The organism is Micromonospora sp. NPDC002411, assembly GCF_053592955.1.
In genome coordinates this window covers 1-17178 of record NZ_JBSFBM010000039.1, presented here as the reverse complement: position 1 = coordinate 17178, position 17178 = coordinate 1, and the positions used below count along the sequence as shown (strand labels likewise).

Here is a 17178-nt window from a genome sequence, read left to right as displayed (position 1 = left end):
GCCTCAGTCTGCCCGCTCGGTCTCGTCGGTCAGCAGCGGCTCGTCGCCGTACACGGTGGTGATTTCGACGTTGAGCGCCGTGGCCACCCGGCCGAACGACCAGTAGTAGCCGATCACCTGGAGCACCTCGACGATCTCGCGCTCGCTGAGGATCTGCCGGGCCTGGTCGAAGAGCTCGTCGGGAACGCGCGGTGACCGCACCACCTCGGCGGTGAACCGGATGAGCGTCCGGTCGTACGCGGAGAGGTCTGGATTGTCGATGCGCTGGCTGCTGATGATCTCGCGAGTGCGCTGGTCGACGCCGGCCGCCTCGGACATGGGGCGGTGCTGGGCCGCCACGAACTCGCACCCGGTGTACTCGGCCACCGTCAGGATGACCAACTCCCGCGAGCGGGCGGGCAGCTCCAGCGCGGTGAACTGCGCCCTCGCGAGCTGGATGAAGGGTGTCACAGTGCCGACCGAGTGGGTCAGCATCTTGACCATCGGATCGGGCGGCAGGGCGGACAGGAAATCGCGGACGTCGGTGGGAATGGCGTTCGGGTCGGGGTCGGTAAGGCGGGGCATGGCTATCTCCTGTTTCTGGTCGTCGAAGTGGGGTCAGGCGGGCAGGTCGAAGCCCGTTTCGCTGAGGTGGCGGAACCGACCGTCCTCGGCGTACGACCCGAAGATGGCGATTTCCCGCTTGGCGGTCGACCCGTCGGCCATGGTGATCTCGAAGACGTGTCGTTCGGCGTAGTGGAGGCCCTCGCGCAGCTCGTTCAGGACGGTGACGGTGCCGCTGACGATCTGGGCCCGTACTCGCGTCACCATCTCGGCGAATTCGACCCGGTCGACGGTCTTTCCGTCGCTGCGGTGCGTGTAGTCGGGGGCGTAGAACTCGTCCAGCGCCTCGGTCAGGTCGCGGGTCGGCTCGAAGGCCACCGCGCGGAGGGCGTCGCTGATCCGTACCGGGGTCACGGAATCTCCTCGTCGATCACTGTGGGTCAGATTCGGACTCGCTAGTCCGGTTAGAGCCCACCGTACCGGACTCGCGAGTCCGCATCAGGTGAGAGTCGTCACCGCCCGACGCCCTACCTGCTCGGGGTGACGCCCATCGGCTTGGTGCAGAGCACGTCCGGCTGGGGCAGGTAGCCCAGCGCCTGCCAGAACCGCAGCGCGCTCGTGTCCTCCGGCAGGACCAGCAGGTTCACCCGTGGGCAGTCCAGCGCCGCGAACCGCTTCTCCAACTCGGCGACCAGCAGGCTAGCGAGACCGCGTCGCCGGTGCTCCGGGGCCACGGCCAGCCGCAGGATCATGCCGCGCCGGCCGTCGTAGGTGCCGAGCACGACCCCGGCGAGCGTCTGGTCGACCTCGGCGACCAGGAACAACTGCGGATCCCGCGTCAGCTTGGCGGTCAACTCGGCGCGGGTCAGCACGTCCCGTCCGGTAGCGATCCACAGTGCCGCGACATTGTCGTAGTCCGGCCAGACGAACTCGCGAATGTGAGTCATGGCGGCTCTCCCCACATCAGTCGGCGGTCAACGGTCTGCGGGTGGTGACGCTACGTGCCTTCCGATCACGCGTTCCGTCCGGCGTAGCGTGGGGCGCATGCGAACCACCACGCTGGGCAGCACCGGCCCCGAGGTCGGCGTCATCGGCCTCGGCTGCATGGGCATGAGCCACGGCTACGACATCACCGGTCCTCGCGACGACGACACGTCGATCGGCGTCATCCGGCAGGCACTGGACCTGGGCGCGACGCTGATCGACACGTCCGACGTGTACGGGCCGTACACCAACGAGCAGCTGGTCGGGCGAGCACTGGCCGGCGGGCACCGGGAGCGGGCCGTGCTGGCCACGAAGGTCGGCCTGGTGGCCACCTCCCCCACCGGTGGCCCCGGCAACTCCCCGAAGATCGGCAACAACGGCCGCCCGGAGCACATCCGTGCGGCGATCGACGAGAGCCTGCGCCGGCTCGGCACCGACCACGTCGACCTCTACCAGTTGCACCGGGTCGACCCGGAGGTGCCCATCGAGGAGTCCTGGGGCGCGATGGCCGAGGTCGTGGCGGCCGGCAAGGCGCGGCAGATCGGGTTGTCCGAGGTGACTGTCGCCCAGATCGCGCGGGCCCAGGCGGTGCACCCGGTGGCGTCGGTGCAGTCCGAGCTGTCACTGTGGACGCGCGACCCGTTGACCGAGGTGCTGCCGTACTGCGCCGAGCAGGGCATCGCCTTCCTGCCGTTCTCCCCGCTCGGTCGGGGTTTCCTCGCCGGCCGGTTCACCTCGTTCGACGACCTGCCCGCCGACGACTTCCGGCGCGGCCTCCCCCGTTTCCAGCAGGACGCGCTGCGCGCCAACCTCGCCATCGTCGCCCGGGTCCGGGAGATCGCCGACCGGGCCGGGGCCAGCCCCGCGCAGGTCGCTCTCGCCTGGGTGGTCGCCCAGGGTGACCGGGTCATCCCGATCCCGGGCACCAAGACCCCCAAGTACCTGCTGGACAACTGCGCCGCCGGCGACGTGCAGCTCAGCTCTGAGGATCTGACCGACCTCGACGGGTTGCCCGCACCCGAGGGCGGCCGCTACTGAGACTCCGGCGGCCTGGCCCTCCGCGGCCGGGCCGCCACCGGCGGGCCGAACCTGACCGGGACGCCGGGCGAGTAGAGCACACTGACCGGCGGCCCGACCGGCGCCGGCAGCCCCGCGGCGGCTACCAACTCGTCGTCGAGGTGCAGCACCTCGGCCCGGTGCAGCGGCCAGCGCGGGTGCCAGTTCGGCAGGTGCAGGGTGCGCCCGTAGGCCCGCGTGTGCAGACCCCAGCGCGCGGTGACGAAGTGCTCAAGGGGGGTCGGGTCGACGATCGGCTCCCCCACCCGCACCGCCATTCGGCTCGTCGTACCCGCCGGGCCGGGCCAGCGTCGCCGGCACCGGTAGGTGAGGCGGTCACCGTCGCGGTCCATCCGCATCCACGACCAGAGGTACGGCAGTCGCAACGTCGCCCGCGCCACCAGCACCGGCACCAGGCGGGACGCGTCGAGCGACCGGAACACCACCGCTCGCCGGCCGGCGTCGTCGACCGAGTAGAGCCGGACGTTGGTCTCCCAGAACGTGCCGAAGTACGGCACCCCTGGGCCACGGCCGAACCCCAGCCCGACCATCCGGAAGCCGATCAGGCCCACGTAACTGACGCCGTCGAACGTGTCCGGGCTAGTGCCGGCGGGCAGCAGCGACGCGACGACCTCCGGGGCGACTGCCCAGTGCAGGAAGGTGAGGTCCTCCCAGCGCTGGCGCAGGACAGCCCAGGGAAACGACTGTCGGGGTTCGTGGTCGACGGGTTCGATGTCCACGCTCCCATCCTGACTCAGGCGTGCGGGCCGACGCTCACCGTGCCGATGGTCAACGTGGGTTTGCCTTCCAATATGTCGCCGAGCCGTTCGACCTCCTCGTCCAGCTCCCGCCGCTGCCCGGCGTCGAGGGGCCGCAGCGGCTCGACGGTGACGTGGATCGAGCGGCCCGAGCGGCGTTGGTGCCACACCCCGGCGACCACCCCGTCCACCAGCAGCACCGGGTAGTTGCCGGCCTGGCCACCGTTGAGCGCCCGCTCGCCGGCGGCGCCGGGGAAGAGCCGCTCGCGGGGGTGGCAGCCGACCGCGTACGCGTCGAAGTAGGGCAGCAGCCGCAACCCGGAAGGCCCGTCGTCGGGGAAGACGGTGTCGTCGGCGGCCACCCAGGCCCGGGTGCCCTCCACCGTCACCTCGGTCAGGTCGAGGGAGCCGAACAGCCACGTCGCCCATGCCGGGGGCACCCCCATCCACCGGGCGAACTGTGCCGGGGTCGCCGGCCCGTACGCGTACAGGTAACTGCGGACGAGTGCGGCCAGGGCGGCGGGGCCAGGCATCGGCGCGAAGTCGGGCAGCCATCGGGTCGGACTGGTGTACGTGGTGGCCCGACCACGATTCGGACCGAAGCAGATCACTCCGCCCCGGGTGGCGGCGGTCATCGCGGCGATCCACCGGGGCCATGTGTCCTGGAACGCCTCCATCACCAGGTCGCCCGCCCACGGGCCCGTACGGGCCACGATCTCCTCGGTCAGCTCGGCGGTGGTCAGGTCGGCCTCGGCGACCGCGTCGGCGATGGCCGCGAGGACCTGCTCGGTCTGCCGGGGCGTCAGCAGGGTCACACTGCGGTCCCACGACGGGGCCGGCAACGCGCTCAGCGCGCCGACCCACATCGGCAGGTCCGCCGCGGCGAGCAGGTGTACGGTCCCGCGCGGCCCCCGGGTCTTGACCAGCGTGCGGTCGCTCCACAGTGCCCGCCGCACCAGGGCGCGGGTCGCGCCCGGCACCCGCAGCCCGATGGACAGCTCGGCGGCCGACGCGATCTGGGCGTGCGCGCCGCAGATCGCCGACACCACGTCGGCGACGCGTGCGGCATCCAGTGCCGCGTCTGCCGCCGGTGCGCCGAGCCGGTGCCGATGTAGACGTCGGGCGGACACCTGTGCCCAACTCAGCTCGGTCATCGCAGGCCCTCGAAGAACGCGCGGATGTCCGCCGCGTGCGCCAGCGGCTCGTCCATCGCCACGAAGTGGCTGCCCGGGTTGCCCTGCGGCCAGTGGACGATGGTGTTGTCCCGCTCGGCGAGGCGGCGCATCAGCGCGGACCCACCGCCGTACACACCGGACGGCACCCGCCGTTGGCCGGTGGGCCAGGCGAAACCGCCGTCGGCGGCGACGGTGAGTCGCTCGTACATGGGCCACGACGACGTTCCCGACGTGCCGGTGAACCAGTAGAGGCTCACATTGGTGAGCAGGTGGTCCCGGTCGATGGCCTGCTCCGGCGTCGGCACCGTCATGGTGAACTCCTTGAACTTCTGCATCATCCAGGCCAGCAGCCCGACCGGCGAGTCGTTCCAGGCGTACGAGAGGGTCTGCGGCGCCGCTCGCAGCAGGGCGTGATGGTCCACGCCACCGCTCATCCACTGCTGCATCTGCTCCCACTCGGCGCGTTCCGCAGCGCTCATGTCCGGCACGTCGGCGGCGGTCGGAAAGCCGAACCCTCCGTCGATGTGCACGCCGACGACCTGCTCCGGAGCCACCGCGGCCACCCGTGGCGCGACATACGCACCGAGGTCGCCGCCCTGGCTGCCGTAACGGTGGTAGCCGAGGCGGGCCATCAGCTCGACCCACATCCGGGCGAGCCGGTCGATCGTGAACCCGTCCGGCGGCGCCTGGGAGAAACCGTAGCCGGGCACCGACGGCACCACGAGGTGAAACGCCTGCGCGGGATCCGCGCCCTGGGCGCGCGGGTCGGTCAGCGGGCCGATCAGCTCGGTGAACTCAACAACGGAGTTCGGCCAGCCGTGCGTCAACAGCAATGGCAGCGCGTCCGGCTCCGGCGAGCGGACGTGCAGCAGGTGCACGGCCAAGCCGTCGATCTCGGTGACGAGTTGGGGGAGGTCGTTCAGCCGCGCCTCGTGCGCCCGCCAGTCGTAACCACTCGCCCAGTACGCGGCCAGCTCGCGCAGGTACTCCACCGGCACCCCCCGGCTCCAGCCCGTGCCGGGCAACGAGCGGGGCCACCGAGTGCGGGAGAGCCGGTCACGCAGGTCGTCGATGTCCGCCTGCGGGATGTCTATCCGAAATGGCGTCATGCCGGGAACGCTACGGCCCATCTAGGACAGGTTCTGGCACACATCGCTGGCATTCTGGGCTCATGTCCGACACCCCCGCCCGACTGCTAGGTCTGCTGTCGCTGTTGCAGACGCCCCGCGAGTGGCCAGGCAGCGAGTTGGCCACCCGGCTCGGCGTCAGCCTGCGCACCATCCGCCGCGACGTGGAGCGATTGCGTGACCTCGGCTACCCGGTGCAGGCGACGATGGGCGCGATCGGCGGATACCGCCTGGTCGCCGGCAAGGCGATGCCGCCGCTGCTGCTCGACGACGACGAGGCGGTGGCGATCGCTGTCGGTCTGCGCACCGCCGCCGGTCACGCGGTGGCCGGCATCGAGGAGGCCTCGGTACGGGCACTGACGAAGATCGAACAGGTGCTGCCGTCCCGGCTGCGGCACCGCGTCTCCGCGCTGGGGGCGGCCACCGAACCGCTGCTCACCTGGCAGGGACCGACTGTCGACCCGGAGCACCTGAGCGCGCTGGCCTGCGCCGTCAACAACCGGGAGCAACTGCGGTTCATTTACCGCCGCCGCGACGGCCTGGAGGCCGAACGGCTCGTCGAGCCGTACAAGCTGGTGTCGGCGGGTCGGCGCTGGTATCTGGTGGGCTACGACAACGATCGCGACGACTGGCGGATCTTCCGGGTCGACCGGATCACCGACCTGTGGCCCACCCGGATCCGGGTCGCCGCCCGGCAACTGCCGGCGTCCGACGCCGCCTCGTTCATGACGGAGAAGCTGCTTGAGCTGACGCCCGTCTACCGGGCGGTGATTACGCTGCACGCGCCGATCGAGCGGATGGCGGGCCCGCTCGGCGGCGCCGGCGTCGACCTGGAGCCGATCGACGCGACCTCGTGTCGGTTACGCAGCAACGCCGACACTCTGGATTGGCTGGCGTGGCGCCTGCTGACCCTCGGTTGCGACATGGAGGTGCATGAGCCTCCGGAGTTGATCGCGCACCTGCGGCAGATCGGCTCCCGGGCCACCCGCGCCGCCAGCCCATCCGCAGCGTAGGGAGGCCGCCCCACCCTCGGCGAGGGCACGCCGGTCCGCCGTAGGCTTGAGTGAGCAGAAGCGTTCCAAAACAGGCGGTTTGGGGAGGAACTGGGCGTGACGCAGGGTGACGCGGAGCTGGTGGCACTCGCGCAGGCGGGTGACGCGGGGGCGCTCGGTGTGCTGCTGGCGCGCCACGAGGCAGGAATGCGGGCCGTCGCGTTGAGCATGCTCGGCTACGGACCGGACGCCGAGGACGCGGTGCAGGACGCCCTGGTGACGGCGCTACGGCGCATCGGCGAGGTCCGCGATCCGGCCGCCGTCGGCCCGTGGCTGCGCACGATCGTCCGCAACAACGCGCGGATGGCCCTGCGCGGGCCGCGCCCCGTCCCGGTCGCCGAGCCGGACTGGTTCGCTCAGCCCGCCACCAGCCCCACCCCCGAGGAGGCCCTGGACCGGGCGGCGATGCGCGACTGGGTGTGGCACGCCCTCGGGGAGCTTTCCGAGCCCGACCGGCTGGTCACCCTGCTGCGCTACTTCAGCGACGCCTCGTCGTACGAGCAGATCGCGGCCGTGTGCGGCGTGCCGGTCGGCACCGTCCGCAGCCGCCTCAGCCACGCCCGCCGGGCCCTCGCCGGCGGTCTACGGACAGCGGCGACCGCGGCCCACGCCGACGTCCGCGCGGCCGTCGACGCCCGCTGGCGCGAGGGCCGCGACATGATCGCCACGGCGATGCGGGGCGACTTCGACCGGGTCGTGCGGGAGAGCTGGTGGCCGGACGCCGAGATGGTGGTGCCGGGTGGGCCACGCGGTGGCCGCGACCTGGCGATCCGCGGCATGACCAGCGATCTGGAGGTCGGGATACGCCAGCGGCTGCGCAACGTGGTCGCCAGTGGCGACGTGCTGATCTGGGAGACCGACCTCATCAGTCCGCCGGACGATCCGGAGCACTGCCCGCCGGCAGCGCTGTGGTTGCAGCAGCTGCACGGGGGGCGGGTACGCCGGTTCACCCTCTTCCACCCCGTCGCGGCGCCGCTCTGAGAAAACGTCGCCGACCCAGCGAACTTTTCCCTCGACCCGTGCATCTGGTTCGTGTCAGTCACCAGCCGCGCGGCGGACACCCGCCGCACGGGTCACGAATCGGGAGATGGTTCATGGGTTCCACCAGCCACGACGTCGACGCCCTCGCACCGGGTACGCACACCTTCACCGTTGATGGCGTCCGGCAGGTCTACCACGTCGCCGGCTCCGGCCCGGTGTGCGTGGCGCACTCCGGCGGCCCCGGCATCGAGTGGGCCTACCTGCGGGCGCCCGGCCTTGAGGAGTACTTCACGATGGTCTACGTCGAGCCGGTCGGCACGGGCGCGTCGGGGCGACTCGACAACGCCGACAACTACCGCCTCGTCACGTATGTCCGGTTCCTCGACGCCGTCGTTGCGCACCTCGGCGAGCCCCGGGTGTACCTCCTCGGCCACTCGTACGGCGGATTCGTCATCCAGCGTTACGCCCTGGACCACCCGGACCGGGTCGCCGGACTCGCCCTGTACGACACGTCACCCGTCACCGGCGCCGATTTCTGGGCCGAGGCGATGGCCAACCTCGCCGCATACCCGCAGCGGCACCCGGACCGGCCGGAAGCGGCGGCGATCCCGGCCGCCCTCGGGCAAGCGCTGTCCGCCACCGACGACGAGACGTTGACGTCCGGCCTGAGCGCCGCGCTGCCGGTGTACTTCGCGGACTTCTGGTCCCGGCAGGCCGAGTTCGCCCCGTTGCAGGCGGGCCTGCGGGCCTGGGCAGCGCCGGCCGGCGCGCAGGACCCGACGCCCTTCGACGTGCGCGACCGGCTCGGTGAGATCACCGTCCCGGCCGTGGTGATCGTCGGGGCGTACGACTTCATCTGCGGTCCCCGCTACGCCGAGGAGCTGCACGCGGGCCTCAAGGACTCGCGCCTGGTGGTGCTCAAGGACAGCGGGCACTTCGCGCACATCGAGCAGCCGGCAGAGTTCACCGAGGCCGTGGTGGAGTTGCTGAAGAGGTGACGCTCGCGCCGCCCCCGGAGGTCCGTTCGTCACAGCGGGCAGGCCTCGGGGGGCGGCGGCGTTGCACGGTCATAGGCTTGGCACTTCGCTGCGCCGTGACGAAGGAGAAACAGCCGTGAGCCAGACGGATTCCGTCGACGAGTGGAACGTGGCCGAGGACGACGGCGTCCTGGACGCCTCCGACACCCTTGACGACGACCGGGTCGGCGACCCCCTCGACACCGGCATCATCGCCGAGGACCACTGGACGGCGGCGAACCGGTTCGGCACCACGCCCGCCGAGGAGCGGGCGGGCGAGTCCCTGGAGCAGCACCTCGCCCAGGAGGTGCCGGACGTCGACCCGTACGCCGAGGACGGCGACGACGAGGACGAGTTGACCCGCCGCGGCTACGAGGCCGAGGCGCGCGCCGGCCGTCTCGTCGCGTACGACGAGGGCGTCCGCGAGGACGACGAGGCCGAGTCGGTGGCGTGGGACGCCGGGATCGACGCGGGCGCCGCCAGCGCGGAGGAAGCCGCGATCCACGTGATCGAGGACCCGGACGGGCCCGGCGACGGCCCGCTGCGCTAACGACCGCCCTGAGACGCCGCGCCCACCATCGGTGGATGGCGGGCGCGGCGGGCGGGTTGCTCAGTGGATGACGACGGGCGTCCTGACCTGCTCGCCCTGCGGCTCGTCGAGCTGCGCCGGCTGACGTCGACGCGGCAGCAGAGCGGCCGGGATGAACGTCAGCACGACCAGCGCGAACGCGACCCAGAACGTGGTCGCGAACGACGTGGCGGCGAAGTCGAGCCCACGCTCGATGAGCGACGGGTCCACCGGCATCTGCTGAAGCAACTCCGGCCGCTGCTGGGAGGCGATGGCCAGCCCGGCCTCGGTGATCGGCTTGCCGCTCTCGTCCACCAGGCCGGGGATCGGCCGGGAGCCGTTCAGCTCGTTGGTGAGGATCACCGACATCACGGCGGCGCCGACCGACCCGCCGATCTGCTGGAGGATGTTGACCAGCGTCGAGCCGCGCGCCACCTCCTGCGCCTGCAACGTCCGCAGCGCCGACGTCATGATCGGCATCATCGTGCCGCCCATGCCCAGACCCATCACGAACAGCGACCCACCGAGCAGCCAGTACGAGGTCTGCGGGTCGACCTGGGTGAAGCCGAAGAACCCGACGACGATGAGACCCAGCGCGAACGGCACGGTACGCCCGATCGGCACCCGGTCGGCCAGCGTGCCGGCGATCGGCATGGTGATCATCGCGCCGATGCCCTGCGGGGCCATCAGCAGGCCGGCGGCCAGCGTCGACTCGCCGCGCACCTGAAGGAAGTAGCTCGGGAACAGCAGGCCGGCGCCCATGAACGCGATGATGAACACGAACATCGTCACCGACGCGATGGTCAGGCTGCGGTTGCGGAACAGCCGCAGGTCGAGCAGCGGGTGCCGGGGCTTGAACGAGTAGAGCACGAACGCCACCACCAGCGCGCCGCCGACCAGCATCGGGGCCCACACCTTGGTCTCGGCGAACGTGCCCACCTCCGGCAGCGACGAGATGCCGTAGAGGAACAGGGCGAGGCCCGGCGAGAGCATGAGCATGCCGACGAAGTCGAACGATTCCGACGGTTCGGGGGCGTCCTTCGGGAGCGCCAGCTGCGCGTAGATCAACCCGACGACACCGATCGGGATGTTGATCAGGAAGATCCAGTGCCAGCTCGCGGTGTCGATCAACCAACCGCCGAGGATCGGGCCGCCGATCGGGCCGAGCAGCATCGGGATGCCGAGGACGGCCATCAGCCGGCCGATCCGGTGCGGGCCGGCCGCCCGGGTCATGATGGTCATGCCCAGCGGCATGAGCATGCCTCCACCGAGGCCCTGCAGCACGCGGTAGCCGATCAGCTCGCCGATCGTGTCGGCCGTGGCGCAGAGCCCCGACCCGATCGTGAACAGGGCCAACGCCACCATGTAGAGGCGCTTGGTGCCGAACCGGTCCGCCGCCCACCCGCTCAGCGGGATCACGGTGGCCAGGGCGAGGGTGTACGCGGTCATGGTCCAGGCGACGCGGGCGTAGGACGCGTCGAACTCGCTCTGGAATTTGGGCAACGCCACGCTGACCACCGTCACGTCGAGGATCGACATGATCGCGCCAAGGACGACGACGCCCGCCACCTTGAGCACCGCGGCGTCGAGTTTGTCCGATGTCGCGACGGATTGCTGTGTCACAAACTCTCCTGAGGTCGATTGAGCCGGCCAGTGGTGGGCGGTGGCGGCGATGCCGCGCCGACCAGGCGCGGGGCGCGTCGTACCAGGCCGACGACGCGCGGAGGAAGACTAACCGGAGGATGTGACGATTGGCCGCCGGTTTTCGTGACCGCCGGGCCTCGCACCCGAACGGCCGTCGGATGGGGACCGGACGTCCGGGTGTCGATCAGGCGGTGACGACCGGCACGGCGGCGGTCAGCGCCCAGTCGTGCCCGATGTCGGCGGCCACCCGCAGCAACCTCGGAAGGTGCTCTTCCCGCAAGGTCTCCACAGAGGTCTCGGCCGCGTGCACTGTCACGTTGATCGCGGCGACGACCCGACCGTCGCCGTCGCGTACGCCGGTGGCGACGGACCGGATGCCTGGGGCCAGGTCCTGGTCGGCGAGGGCCCAGCCCTTCGCCCGGACCTCGCGCAGCACGGCGTCGAGTTCACCGGGTGAGGGCTGCCAGCGGGGTGTGATACCGGAGCGCGTCGGCTCGGCGAGCGTGGCGGCCAGGGTCTCCGCGGGCAGCGCCGCGAGCAGCACCTTGCCCATCGACGTCGCGGGAGCGGGGAAGCGGGTGCCGATGGTGACACCCAGCGTGACGATCTTGGGGACGGCCACCCGGGCGACGTAGACGATGTCGCTGCCGTCGAGCTGGGCCATCGAGGTCGACTCGTTGGTCTGCGCGACCAGCTTCTCCATGTGCGGCCGGGCCACGTCCCACATGTTCAGCGCGTTGACGTACGCCATGCCCAGTTCGAGCACGCGTGGGGTGAGGGCGTGACCACGGCCGACCGCGCGGACGTAACCCAGCGCCTCGAGCGTGATGAGGATGCGCCGGACCGTGGGTCGGGCGAGGCCGGTGGCGGTGGCGATCTCGCTGAGCGTCATCGACGGACAGGCGGGACGGAAGGAGCGCAGGACGTCGAGCCCACGGGCGAGAGCCTCGATGAAGTCGGGCCCGGCGCCCCTTCCGTTGTCACTCATGTCCTAATGCTTCCATTGCGCCGAGCCGGCGTCCCACTCGGTGTACTGGTAGGGGTTCTCCAGGATGGCGGTCTCGGGGATGTCCGGGTTCATGCCACGCCGCCATGCCTCCTCCCCCATCGTCTCGCGGAGGTGGTCGATGGTCGACGCCACCTTCGCCTGGGCGGCGGCGAGGTCGACTCCGACGAGGCGGCCGTCGCGCTTGACGACCCGGCCGCCCACCAGCACGGTGTGCACGTCGCCGCGTTGGGCCTGGAAGACGACATGGCCGTGCGGGTTCAGGATCGGGAACATCACCGGCGACGCGTCGTTCTTGATCAGGACGACGTCAGCCTGCCGGCCGGGGGTCAGGGCACCGATCGTGGAGTCCATGCCGAGGGCGCGGGCGCCGCCTCGGGTGGCCCACTCGACGACCTGCTCGGCGCGCAGGTGGCAGTGGGTGATGGTCTCCTGCTTGGCGTGCGCCTCCAGGTGCTCCCGGGAACGGTCGGCGCCGAGCGTGGAGCGCATCGCGGAGAACAGGTCACCGCTCCACCACACGCTGGTGTCCATCGACAGCGACACCGGGATGTCGTGGTGGCGCAGCTGCCAGGTGGGCGGGTAGCCCTGCCCGGCGCTCTGTTCGCTCTCGGTCGAGACGGAGACGGTCCCGCCGGTGGCGGCGATCCGGTTGTACGAGTCGTGGGTGAGTGTCGCCGCGTGCACGTAGACGGTCGAGGGGTTCATGAACCCGTTCTCGTGCATCAGCCGGATGCCGTCGTCGTTGGTGGCGCCCCACACGCCGGCGTGCGTGGTCACCGCGGCGCCCAACTCCCGGGCCACCTCGAAGGCGGCCCGCTCCGGGAACGCGGGGTCGCCGGTGACGTCGAACGCCATCTGGAACCCGGCCAGCCTGCCGCCGTCGATGCGGCGACGGTGGAAGTCGCGGAACTCCGGCGAGGTGGCCCACTCCCAGGGACCCTGCTGGATGTTGCCGTAGGCGAGCACGAAGCGTCCATCGACCGCCTCCAGTGCGTCGACGGCCGCGTCGGCGTGATCGGGCGTCTGAAGGCCGTGCGACCAGTCGACGGTGGTGGTGACACCCGCGTCGATGGCTTCGATGGCACCGAGCAGGTTGCCGGCGTGGACGTCCTCGGGTCGGAAGAGCTTGCCGGATTCGAGGTAGTACCAGACGAAGTACTGGGTCAGGGTCCAGTCGGCGCCGTATCCGCGCATGGCGGTCTGCCACAGGTGCCGGTGGGTGTCGACCATGCCGGGCATGAGGATGCCGCCGGCGGCGTCGATCTCCAGGGCATCGTCGGGCGCGGTGAGGCCGACGCCGACCTCCGCGATCCGGCCGCCGACGACCAGCACGTCGGCGCCGGGCAACACCGTGTGCGCGTCGTCCATGGTGAGAACCAGGCCGTTACGGAAGACCACCGGCCGGTCGGTTGCGCTCATCGCCACCCATTCCTTTCGGGAGAGTACGAGAGAATTCGGACCACTGTCCGCTGTGCGGCCAGCCCGAGTGGCGCAAGTGTGGTCCCGGTCACGAGTCGTGTCAATAGCATGTTTCCGTGCGATGAATCGACCATTGACAGGCGCCGGACGGTGTCGCAAGCTGTCCCGGCGGACAGGTGTCCGCAGGACGGGCGGAAACATGGTGCAGCATTCGACGGGGCCGCTGGCCGGGCTGCTCGTCGCGGACTTCTCCCGGATCCTCGCGGGGCCGTACGCGACGATGCTCCTGGCGGACCTGGGCGCACAGGTGATCAAAGTGGAGAGTCCCGGAGGGGACGACACCCGCACCTGGATGCCGCCCACCCGCGACGGCGTCTCGACGTACTACCTCGGCATCAACCGCAACAAGCGGTCGATCGCCCTGGACCTCAAGAAGCCCGACGACCTGGCCGCCGCGCAGGAACTGTCCCGCCGCGCAGACGTGCTGATCGAGAACTTCCGGCCGGGCGGCCTCGCCCGGTTCGGCCTCGACTACGACAGCGTCGCCGCGAGCAACGAGAAGATCGTGTACGCGAGCATCAGCGGGTTCGGCACCGGCGCCGGCCGGGACTACCCCGGCTACGACCTCATGGTGCAGGCGATCTCGGGCCTGATGAGCCTGACCGGCGACCCGGACGGCTCGCCGTACCGGGCCGGGATCTCCGTCTTCGACGTGATGGCCGGGCTGCACGCGAGCATCGGCATCCTCGCCGCGCTGCACCATCGTGGCGAGACCGGCAAGGGCCAGCACGTCGAGGTCAACCTGCTCAGCTCGGCGCTGTCCGGTCTGGTCAACCATTCCAGCGGCTACGTCGCCGGTGGCACCGTCCCGTTCCGGATGGGCAACGCCCACCCCAGCCTCTTCCCGTACGAGCCGCTGCCCACCGCCGACGGCGAGCTGATCGTCATCGCCGGCAACGACGGGCAGTTCCGCAAGCTCTGCCAGGTGCTCGACCTGCCCGGCCTGCCCGACGACCCGCGCTTCGGGCGCAACCAGGACCGCACTGCCAATCGCGAGGAGCTGCGGCCCCTGCTGGTCGAACGGCTCGCCAAGCGGACCAAGGACGAGTGGTTCCGGGACCTGCTCGCCGCGGGCGTCCCGTGCGCGCCGATCAACACCATCGACGGCGGCGTGGCACTCGCCGAGGAGCTGGGGCTCGACCCGGTCGTCGCCGTCGGCGACGTGCCCGGCGTCCGCAACCCCATCACCTTCTCCGACACCCCGGCCCGGTACGAGCTGCCGCCGCCCGGGCTCGACGAACACGGCGAGGAGATCCGCGCGTGGCTGAAGAGCTGAGCTTCCCGACCGGGATCGGCACCTCCGACCCGACGAGCATCTCGCTGCTCGGCCAAGACCTGGCCGGCGACCTGATGGGTCAGGTCGGCTTCGGCGAGCTGGCGTACTGGCTGGTCGCCGGACGCCGCCCCACCCAGGGTGAGGTCCGGGTCTTCGAGGCGGTGCTGGTGGCGCTCGCCGACCACGGCTTCACCCCGACGGCCATCGCGGCCCGGTTGACGTACCTATCCGCGCCCGAGTCGTTGCAGGGCGCGCTCGCCGCCGGCCTGCTCGGCGGCGGCTCCCGCTTCCTCGGCGTCACCGAGGACTGTGGACGCTTCCTCGCCGACACCCTCGCACAGGCCGGCGAGGTGACCGACTACGACGCGGTGGCCCTCAACGCGGTCACCCGGGCCAAGCGGGAGCGTCGGCTGGTCCCCGGGCTCGGGCACCCCGTGCACAAGCAGCAGGACCCCCGCACCCCCGTCCTGATCCGGATCGCCACCGAGGAGGGTGTGCACGGCCCGCATCTGCGGCTGTTCGAGGCGATCGGACAGGTGCACCCGCAGGTCCTCGGTCGCACCCTGCCACTCAACGGCGCCGGGGTCTGCGGCGCGGCGCTCGCCGACCTCGGGTTGCCTGTGGAGATGCTGCGCGGCTTCGCCCTGCTGGCCCGCGCGGCCGGGCTGCTCGGGCACCTCGCCGAGGAGCGGCGCCGGCCGCTCGGCATGGACATCTACCGCACCGTGGACCGCAACGCCGTGTACGAGCCCTGACACCCCTCTTCTGCGAAAGGAGCGGAATGGCCACTGTCGTCGCGGTCATCGCCTCCACCCACCACCCTTTCTACTACCGGGCCAGCACCGCCACCGGCGAGGATCGACCACCGTTCGCGGACGAGTGGACCCGGAAGATCCTGGCCTTCCGGGAGACGTTGACCCGGGCCCGACCCGACGTGCTGGTGATGGTCGGCTCCGACCACTTCCACCAGCTCTGGTTGGACAACATGCCGCAGTTCCTGGTCGGCAAGGCGCCCGCGTACGACGCCAACTGGTACAACGAGGAGCGCGAGTTCGGGCTGCCCCGGATGCTGCTCAGGGGTCAGGAGGATCTGTCCGGGCACATCCTGCGGGCCGGGCTCGACTCCGGGTTCGACCTCGCGTTCAGCAACGAGCTGCGGATCGACCACAGCATCACCTGCCCGATCATCACGCTGCGGCCCGAGGCCGACCTGCCGATCGTGCCGATCTACACGAACATCTTCGCGCCGCCGCTGCCGCAGCCGAAGCGCTTCGTCCAGCTCGGCCAGGCCATCCGGGAGATCGTCGAGTCATGGCCGTCGCACCTGCGGGTGGCGGTCATCGGCACCGGCCACCTCTCGCTGGAACTGGGCGGCCCCCGGCAGTTCGGCCCGCACGGCCCGGACCCGGAGTTCGACCAGCGGGCCGTCGAGTGGATCGCCAACGGTGACCTGGACGGGTGCCTGCGCGAGGTCACCCTGGACAGCCTGCACACGCCGGGCAACGCCACCCACGGGTTCATGGACTTCATGCTCATGATGGGCGTGGCCGGCGCCGGCGTGAAAGCCGACTACGTCGACACCCTCGACCTGTTCCACACCATGGAGGCGTACTTCACCTGGTACCCGAACGGAGCGCCGGCGGCATGAGCAAATACCTGCTGAACAAGTTCCTCTTCATGGTCGACCGGGACCCCGAGCTGGTCGAACGCTACCGGAGCGAACCGCGCGAGCTGGTTGCCTGGTGGGAGGCCGAATGCGCCAACACGGTGCTGAACTGCCACACCGGCGAGGCGAGCACCTGGTTGCGTTTCGACGACGTGGAGCGAGAGGCACTGGCCGCGCACGACCACGTGAAGCTGTTCGAGTTGGGGGCGCACCCGTTCCTCACCCTGACCCTCTTCATCGCCGTCTTCGAGCGGGACAACACCGAGCCGCTGGAGTACCAGAAGTCGTACGGCGCACGGTTGGCGCACTTCTCGATGCCGTACCCGGACATCGCGACATGATCCGCGCGGCACAGCTCGCCGCCTGCGGCACCCCACCGACGATCGTCCAGCGGCCGGCTCCCGTGCCGGCCGACGGCGAGCTGACGATCACCGTCGAAGCCGCGCCGATCACCCCGCTGGACGTGCTCTGCGCCAGCGGCACCAGTTACTTCGGCAAGCCGAGCACCCCCTATGTGCCGGGCGTGCAGGGTGTGGGGCGGCTGGCCGACGGCAACACTGTCTGGTTCGGCACGTCAGCCGGCATGCGGCCGGGGGTCGACGGCAGCATGGCGACCACGGTGGCGGTGCCCGCCGTCGATGTCGTGGCGCTGCCGCCCGGCGTACCGCTGACCCTGCTCGCGGCCCTGGGCCTCTCCGCGGTCGCCGCGCACGCGGCGCTGACCCACGCCGGCAACCTGACGGCCGGCGAGCAGGTCGTCGTGCTCGGGGCCGGTGGTGTGGTCGGTCAGGCGGCAGTCCAGCTGGCCCTGCTCGGCGGGGCCCGCCGGGTCGTCGCCGTGGCC

General features: G+C 70.9%; 18 protein-coding genes and 1 pseudogene. 10 read left to right on the top strand and 9 right to left on the bottom strand.

Annotated elements, in window-relative coordinates:
- Positions 1-3: 3 nt before the first annotated feature.
- The 3 genes from ACWCO3_RS07735 to ACWCO3_RS07725 form a co-directional block, all read right to left on the bottom strand.
- Positions 4-564, bottom strand: coding sequence for a carboxymuconolactone decarboxylase family protein (locus ACWCO3_RS07735; RefSeq protein ID WP_358165866.1), 561 nt, complete (start codon positions 562-564; stop codon positions 4-6).
- 33 nt (positions 565-597) lie between these two features.
- Positions 598-957 (bottom strand): hypothetical protein, encoded by a 360-nt coding sequence (locus tag ACWCO3_RS07730; RefSeq protein ID WP_357937144.1) that lies wholly within the window; start codon positions 955-957, stop codon positions 598-600.
- Positions 958-1070: 113 nt separating this feature from the next.
- On the bottom strand, positions 1071-1490 hold the full coding sequence (locus tag ACWCO3_RS07725) for a GNAT family N-acetyltransferase (protein ID WP_145780906.1): 420 nt from the start codon (positions 1488-1490) through the stop codon (positions 1071-1073).
- 97 nt (positions 1491-1587) lie between these two features.
- Between ACWCO3_RS07725 and ACWCO3_RS07720 the strand changes: the two genes are divergently transcribed.
- Positions 1588-2565 (top strand): aldo/keto reductase, encoded by a 978-nt coding sequence (locus tag ACWCO3_RS07720; protein WP_145780903.1) that lies wholly within the window; start codon positions 1588-1590, stop codon positions 2563-2565.
- Here the strand turns inward: ACWCO3_RS07720 and ACWCO3_RS07715 are convergent.
- The 3 genes from ACWCO3_RS07715 to ACWCO3_RS07705 are packed head-to-tail and all read right to left on the bottom strand — an operon-like array spanning position 2559 to position 5625.
- Positions 2559-3323 (bottom strand): YqjF family protein, encoded by a 765-nt coding sequence (locus tag ACWCO3_RS07715; protein WP_450009035.1) that lies wholly within the window; start codon positions 3321-3323, stop codon positions 2559-2561. The two genes, ACWCO3_RS07720 and ACWCO3_RS07715, sit on opposite strands and share 7 nt — an antisense overlap.
- A gap of 14 nt (positions 3324-3337) precedes the next feature.
- Positions 3338-4495: a winged helix DNA-binding domain-containing protein gene (locus tag ACWCO3_RS07710; protein ID WP_450009033.1), complete on the bottom strand. Its 1158-nt coding sequence runs from the start codon at positions 4493-4495 to the stop codon at positions 3338-3340.
- Positions 4492-5625 (bottom strand): epoxide hydrolase family protein, encoded by a 1134-nt coding sequence (locus ACWCO3_RS07705; RefSeq protein WP_450009031.1) that lies wholly within the window; start codon positions 5623-5625, stop codon positions 4492-4494. Before ACWCO3_RS07705 ends, ACWCO3_RS07710 begins: the two co-directional genes overlap by 4 nt.
- 62 nt (positions 5626-5687) lie before the next feature.
- On the opposite strand from ACWCO3_RS07705, the gene ACWCO3_RS07700 reads away from it, so the two are divergent.
- The 4 genes from ACWCO3_RS07700 (at position 5688) to ACWCO3_RS07685 (ending at position 9242) form a co-directional block, all read left to right on the top strand.
- Positions 5688-6656: a helix-turn-helix transcriptional regulator gene (locus ACWCO3_RS07700; RefSeq protein ID WP_450009029.1), complete on the top strand. Its 969-nt coding sequence runs from the start codon at positions 5688-5690 to the stop codon at positions 6654-6656.
- A 96-nt stretch (positions 6657-6752) separates the two neighbouring features.
- Complete coding sequence (locus ACWCO3_RS07695) at positions 6753-7676, top strand: RNA polymerase sigma factor (protein ID WP_358165877.1); 924 nt, start codon at positions 6753-6755, stop codon at positions 7674-7676.
- Positions 7677-7789: 113 nt separating this feature from the next.
- A complete protein-coding gene (locus tag ACWCO3_RS07690) occupies positions 7790-8674 on the top strand; it encodes an alpha/beta fold hydrolase (RefSeq protein ID WP_145780892.1) in 885 nt (294 codons plus the stop codon).
- Between the two features lie 115 nt (positions 8675-8789).
- Entirely contained in the window at positions 8790-9242 is a 453-nt protein-coding gene (locus tag ACWCO3_RS07685; RefSeq protein ID WP_450009026.1) for a DUF5709 domain-containing protein, read from the top strand.
- A gap of 60 nt (positions 9243-9302) precedes the next feature.
- Here ACWCO3_RS07685 and ACWCO3_RS07680 read toward each other — a convergent pair whose 3' ends face one another.
- The 3 genes from ACWCO3_RS07680 to ACWCO3_RS07670 all read right to left on the bottom strand — a co-directional run bounded on the left by ACWCO3_RS07680 (position 9303) and on the right by ACWCO3_RS07670 (position 13332).
- Complete coding sequence (locus tag ACWCO3_RS07680; protein WP_145780888.1) at positions 9303-10883, bottom strand: DHA2 family efflux MFS transporter permease subunit; 1581 nt, start codon at positions 10881-10883, stop codon at positions 9303-9305.
- 205 nt (positions 10884-11088) lie between these two features.
- Entirely contained in the window at positions 11089-11892 is an 804-nt protein-coding gene (locus ACWCO3_RS07675; RefSeq protein ID WP_145780886.1) for an IclR family transcriptional regulator domain-containing protein, read from the bottom strand.
- A 3-nt stretch (positions 11893-11895) separates the two neighbouring features.
- Positions 11896-13332: an amidohydrolase family protein gene (locus ACWCO3_RS07670; protein ID WP_357937134.1), complete on the bottom strand. Its 1437-nt coding sequence runs from the start codon at positions 13330-13332 to the stop codon at positions 11896-11898.
- 199 nt (positions 13333-13531) lie between these two features.
- Here ACWCO3_RS07670 and ACWCO3_RS07665 point away from each other — a divergent pair, with 199 nt between their 5' ends.
- From ACWCO3_RS07665 to ACWCO3_RS07645, 5 genes and pseudogenes are all read left to right on the top strand, one after another.
- Positions 13532-14668, top strand: coding sequence for a CaiB/BaiF CoA transferase family protein (locus ACWCO3_RS07665; protein WP_145780881.1), 1137 nt, complete (start codon positions 13532-13534; stop codon positions 14666-14668).
- Positions 14653-15423, top strand: coding sequence for a citryl-CoA lyase (locus ACWCO3_RS07660; protein WP_450009022.1), 771 nt, complete (start codon positions 14653-14655; stop codon positions 15421-15423). Before ACWCO3_RS07665 ends, ACWCO3_RS07660 begins: the two co-directional genes overlap by 16 nt.
- A gap of 26 nt (positions 15424-15449) precedes the next feature.
- The gene (locus tag ACWCO3_RS07655; RefSeq protein ID WP_145780877.1) at positions 15450-16316 is read left to right on the top strand and encodes a DODA-type extradiol aromatic ring-opening family dioxygenase; all 867 of its coding nucleotides are present in this window, start codon (positions 15450-15452) and stop codon (positions 16314-16316) included.
- On the top strand, positions 16313-16675 hold the full coding sequence (locus tag ACWCO3_RS07650) for a hypothetical protein (RefSeq protein WP_145780875.1): 363 nt from the start codon (positions 16313-16315) through the stop codon (positions 16673-16675). The genes ACWCO3_RS07655 and ACWCO3_RS07650 overlap by 4 nt, the downstream gene beginning before the upstream one ends.
- Positions 16672-17178, top strand: a pseudogene (locus tag ACWCO3_RS07645) (quinone oxidoreductase family protein); the annotation flags it as partial. The gene ACWCO3_RS07650 and the pseudogene ACWCO3_RS07645, both read left to right, overlap by 4 nt.

Excerpts from the sequence above, each read along its gene's own strand:
- ACWCO3_RS07720 (WP_145780903.1), top strand. The coding sequence starts at position 1,588 with ATGCGAACCACCACGCTGGGCAGCACCGGCCCCGAGGTCGGCGTCATC.
- ACWCO3_RS07710 (WP_450009033.1), bottom strand. The coding sequence starts at position 4,495 with ATGACCGAGCTGAGTTGGGCACAGGTGTCCGCCCGACGTCTACATCGG.
- ACWCO3_RS07735 (WP_358165866.1), bottom strand. The coding sequence starts at position 564 with ATGCCCCGCCTTACCGACCCCGACCCGAACGCCATTCCCACCGACGTC.
- ACWCO3_RS07655 (WP_145780877.1), top strand. The coding sequence starts at position 15,450 with ATGGCCACTGTCGTCGCGGTCATCGCCTCCACCCACCACCCTTTCTAC.
- ACWCO3_RS07650 (WP_145780875.1), top strand. The coding sequence starts at position 16,313 with ATGAGCAAATACCTGCTGAACAAGTTCCTCTTCATGGTCGACCGGGAC.
- ACWCO3_RS07705 (WP_450009031.1), bottom strand. The coding sequence starts at position 5,625 with ATGACGCCATTTCGGATAGACATCCCGCAGGCGGACATCGACGACCTG.
- ACWCO3_RS07690 (WP_145780892.1), top strand. The coding sequence starts at position 7,790 with ATGGGTTCCACCAGCCACGACGTCGACGCCCTCGCACCGGGTACGCAC.
- ACWCO3_RS07700 (WP_450009029.1), top strand. The coding sequence starts at position 5,688 with ATGTCCGACACCCCCGCCCGACTGCTAGGTCTGCTGTCGCTGTTGCAG.
- ACWCO3_RS07665 (WP_145780881.1), top strand. The coding sequence starts at position 13,532 with ATGGTGCAGCATTCGACGGGGCCGCTGGCCGGGCTGCTCGTCGCGGAC.
- ACWCO3_RS07675 (WP_145780886.1), bottom strand. The coding sequence starts at position 11,892 with ATGAGTGACAACGGAAGGGGCGCCGGGCCCGACTTCATCGAGGCTCTC.
- ACWCO3_RS07725 (WP_145780906.1), bottom strand. The coding sequence starts at position 1,490 with ATGACTCACATTCGCGAGTTCGTCTGGCCGGACTACGACAATGTCGCG.
- ACWCO3_RS07670 (WP_357937134.1), bottom strand. The coding sequence starts at position 13,332 with ATGAGCGCAACCGACCGGCCGGTGGTCTTCCGTAACGGCCTGGTTCTC.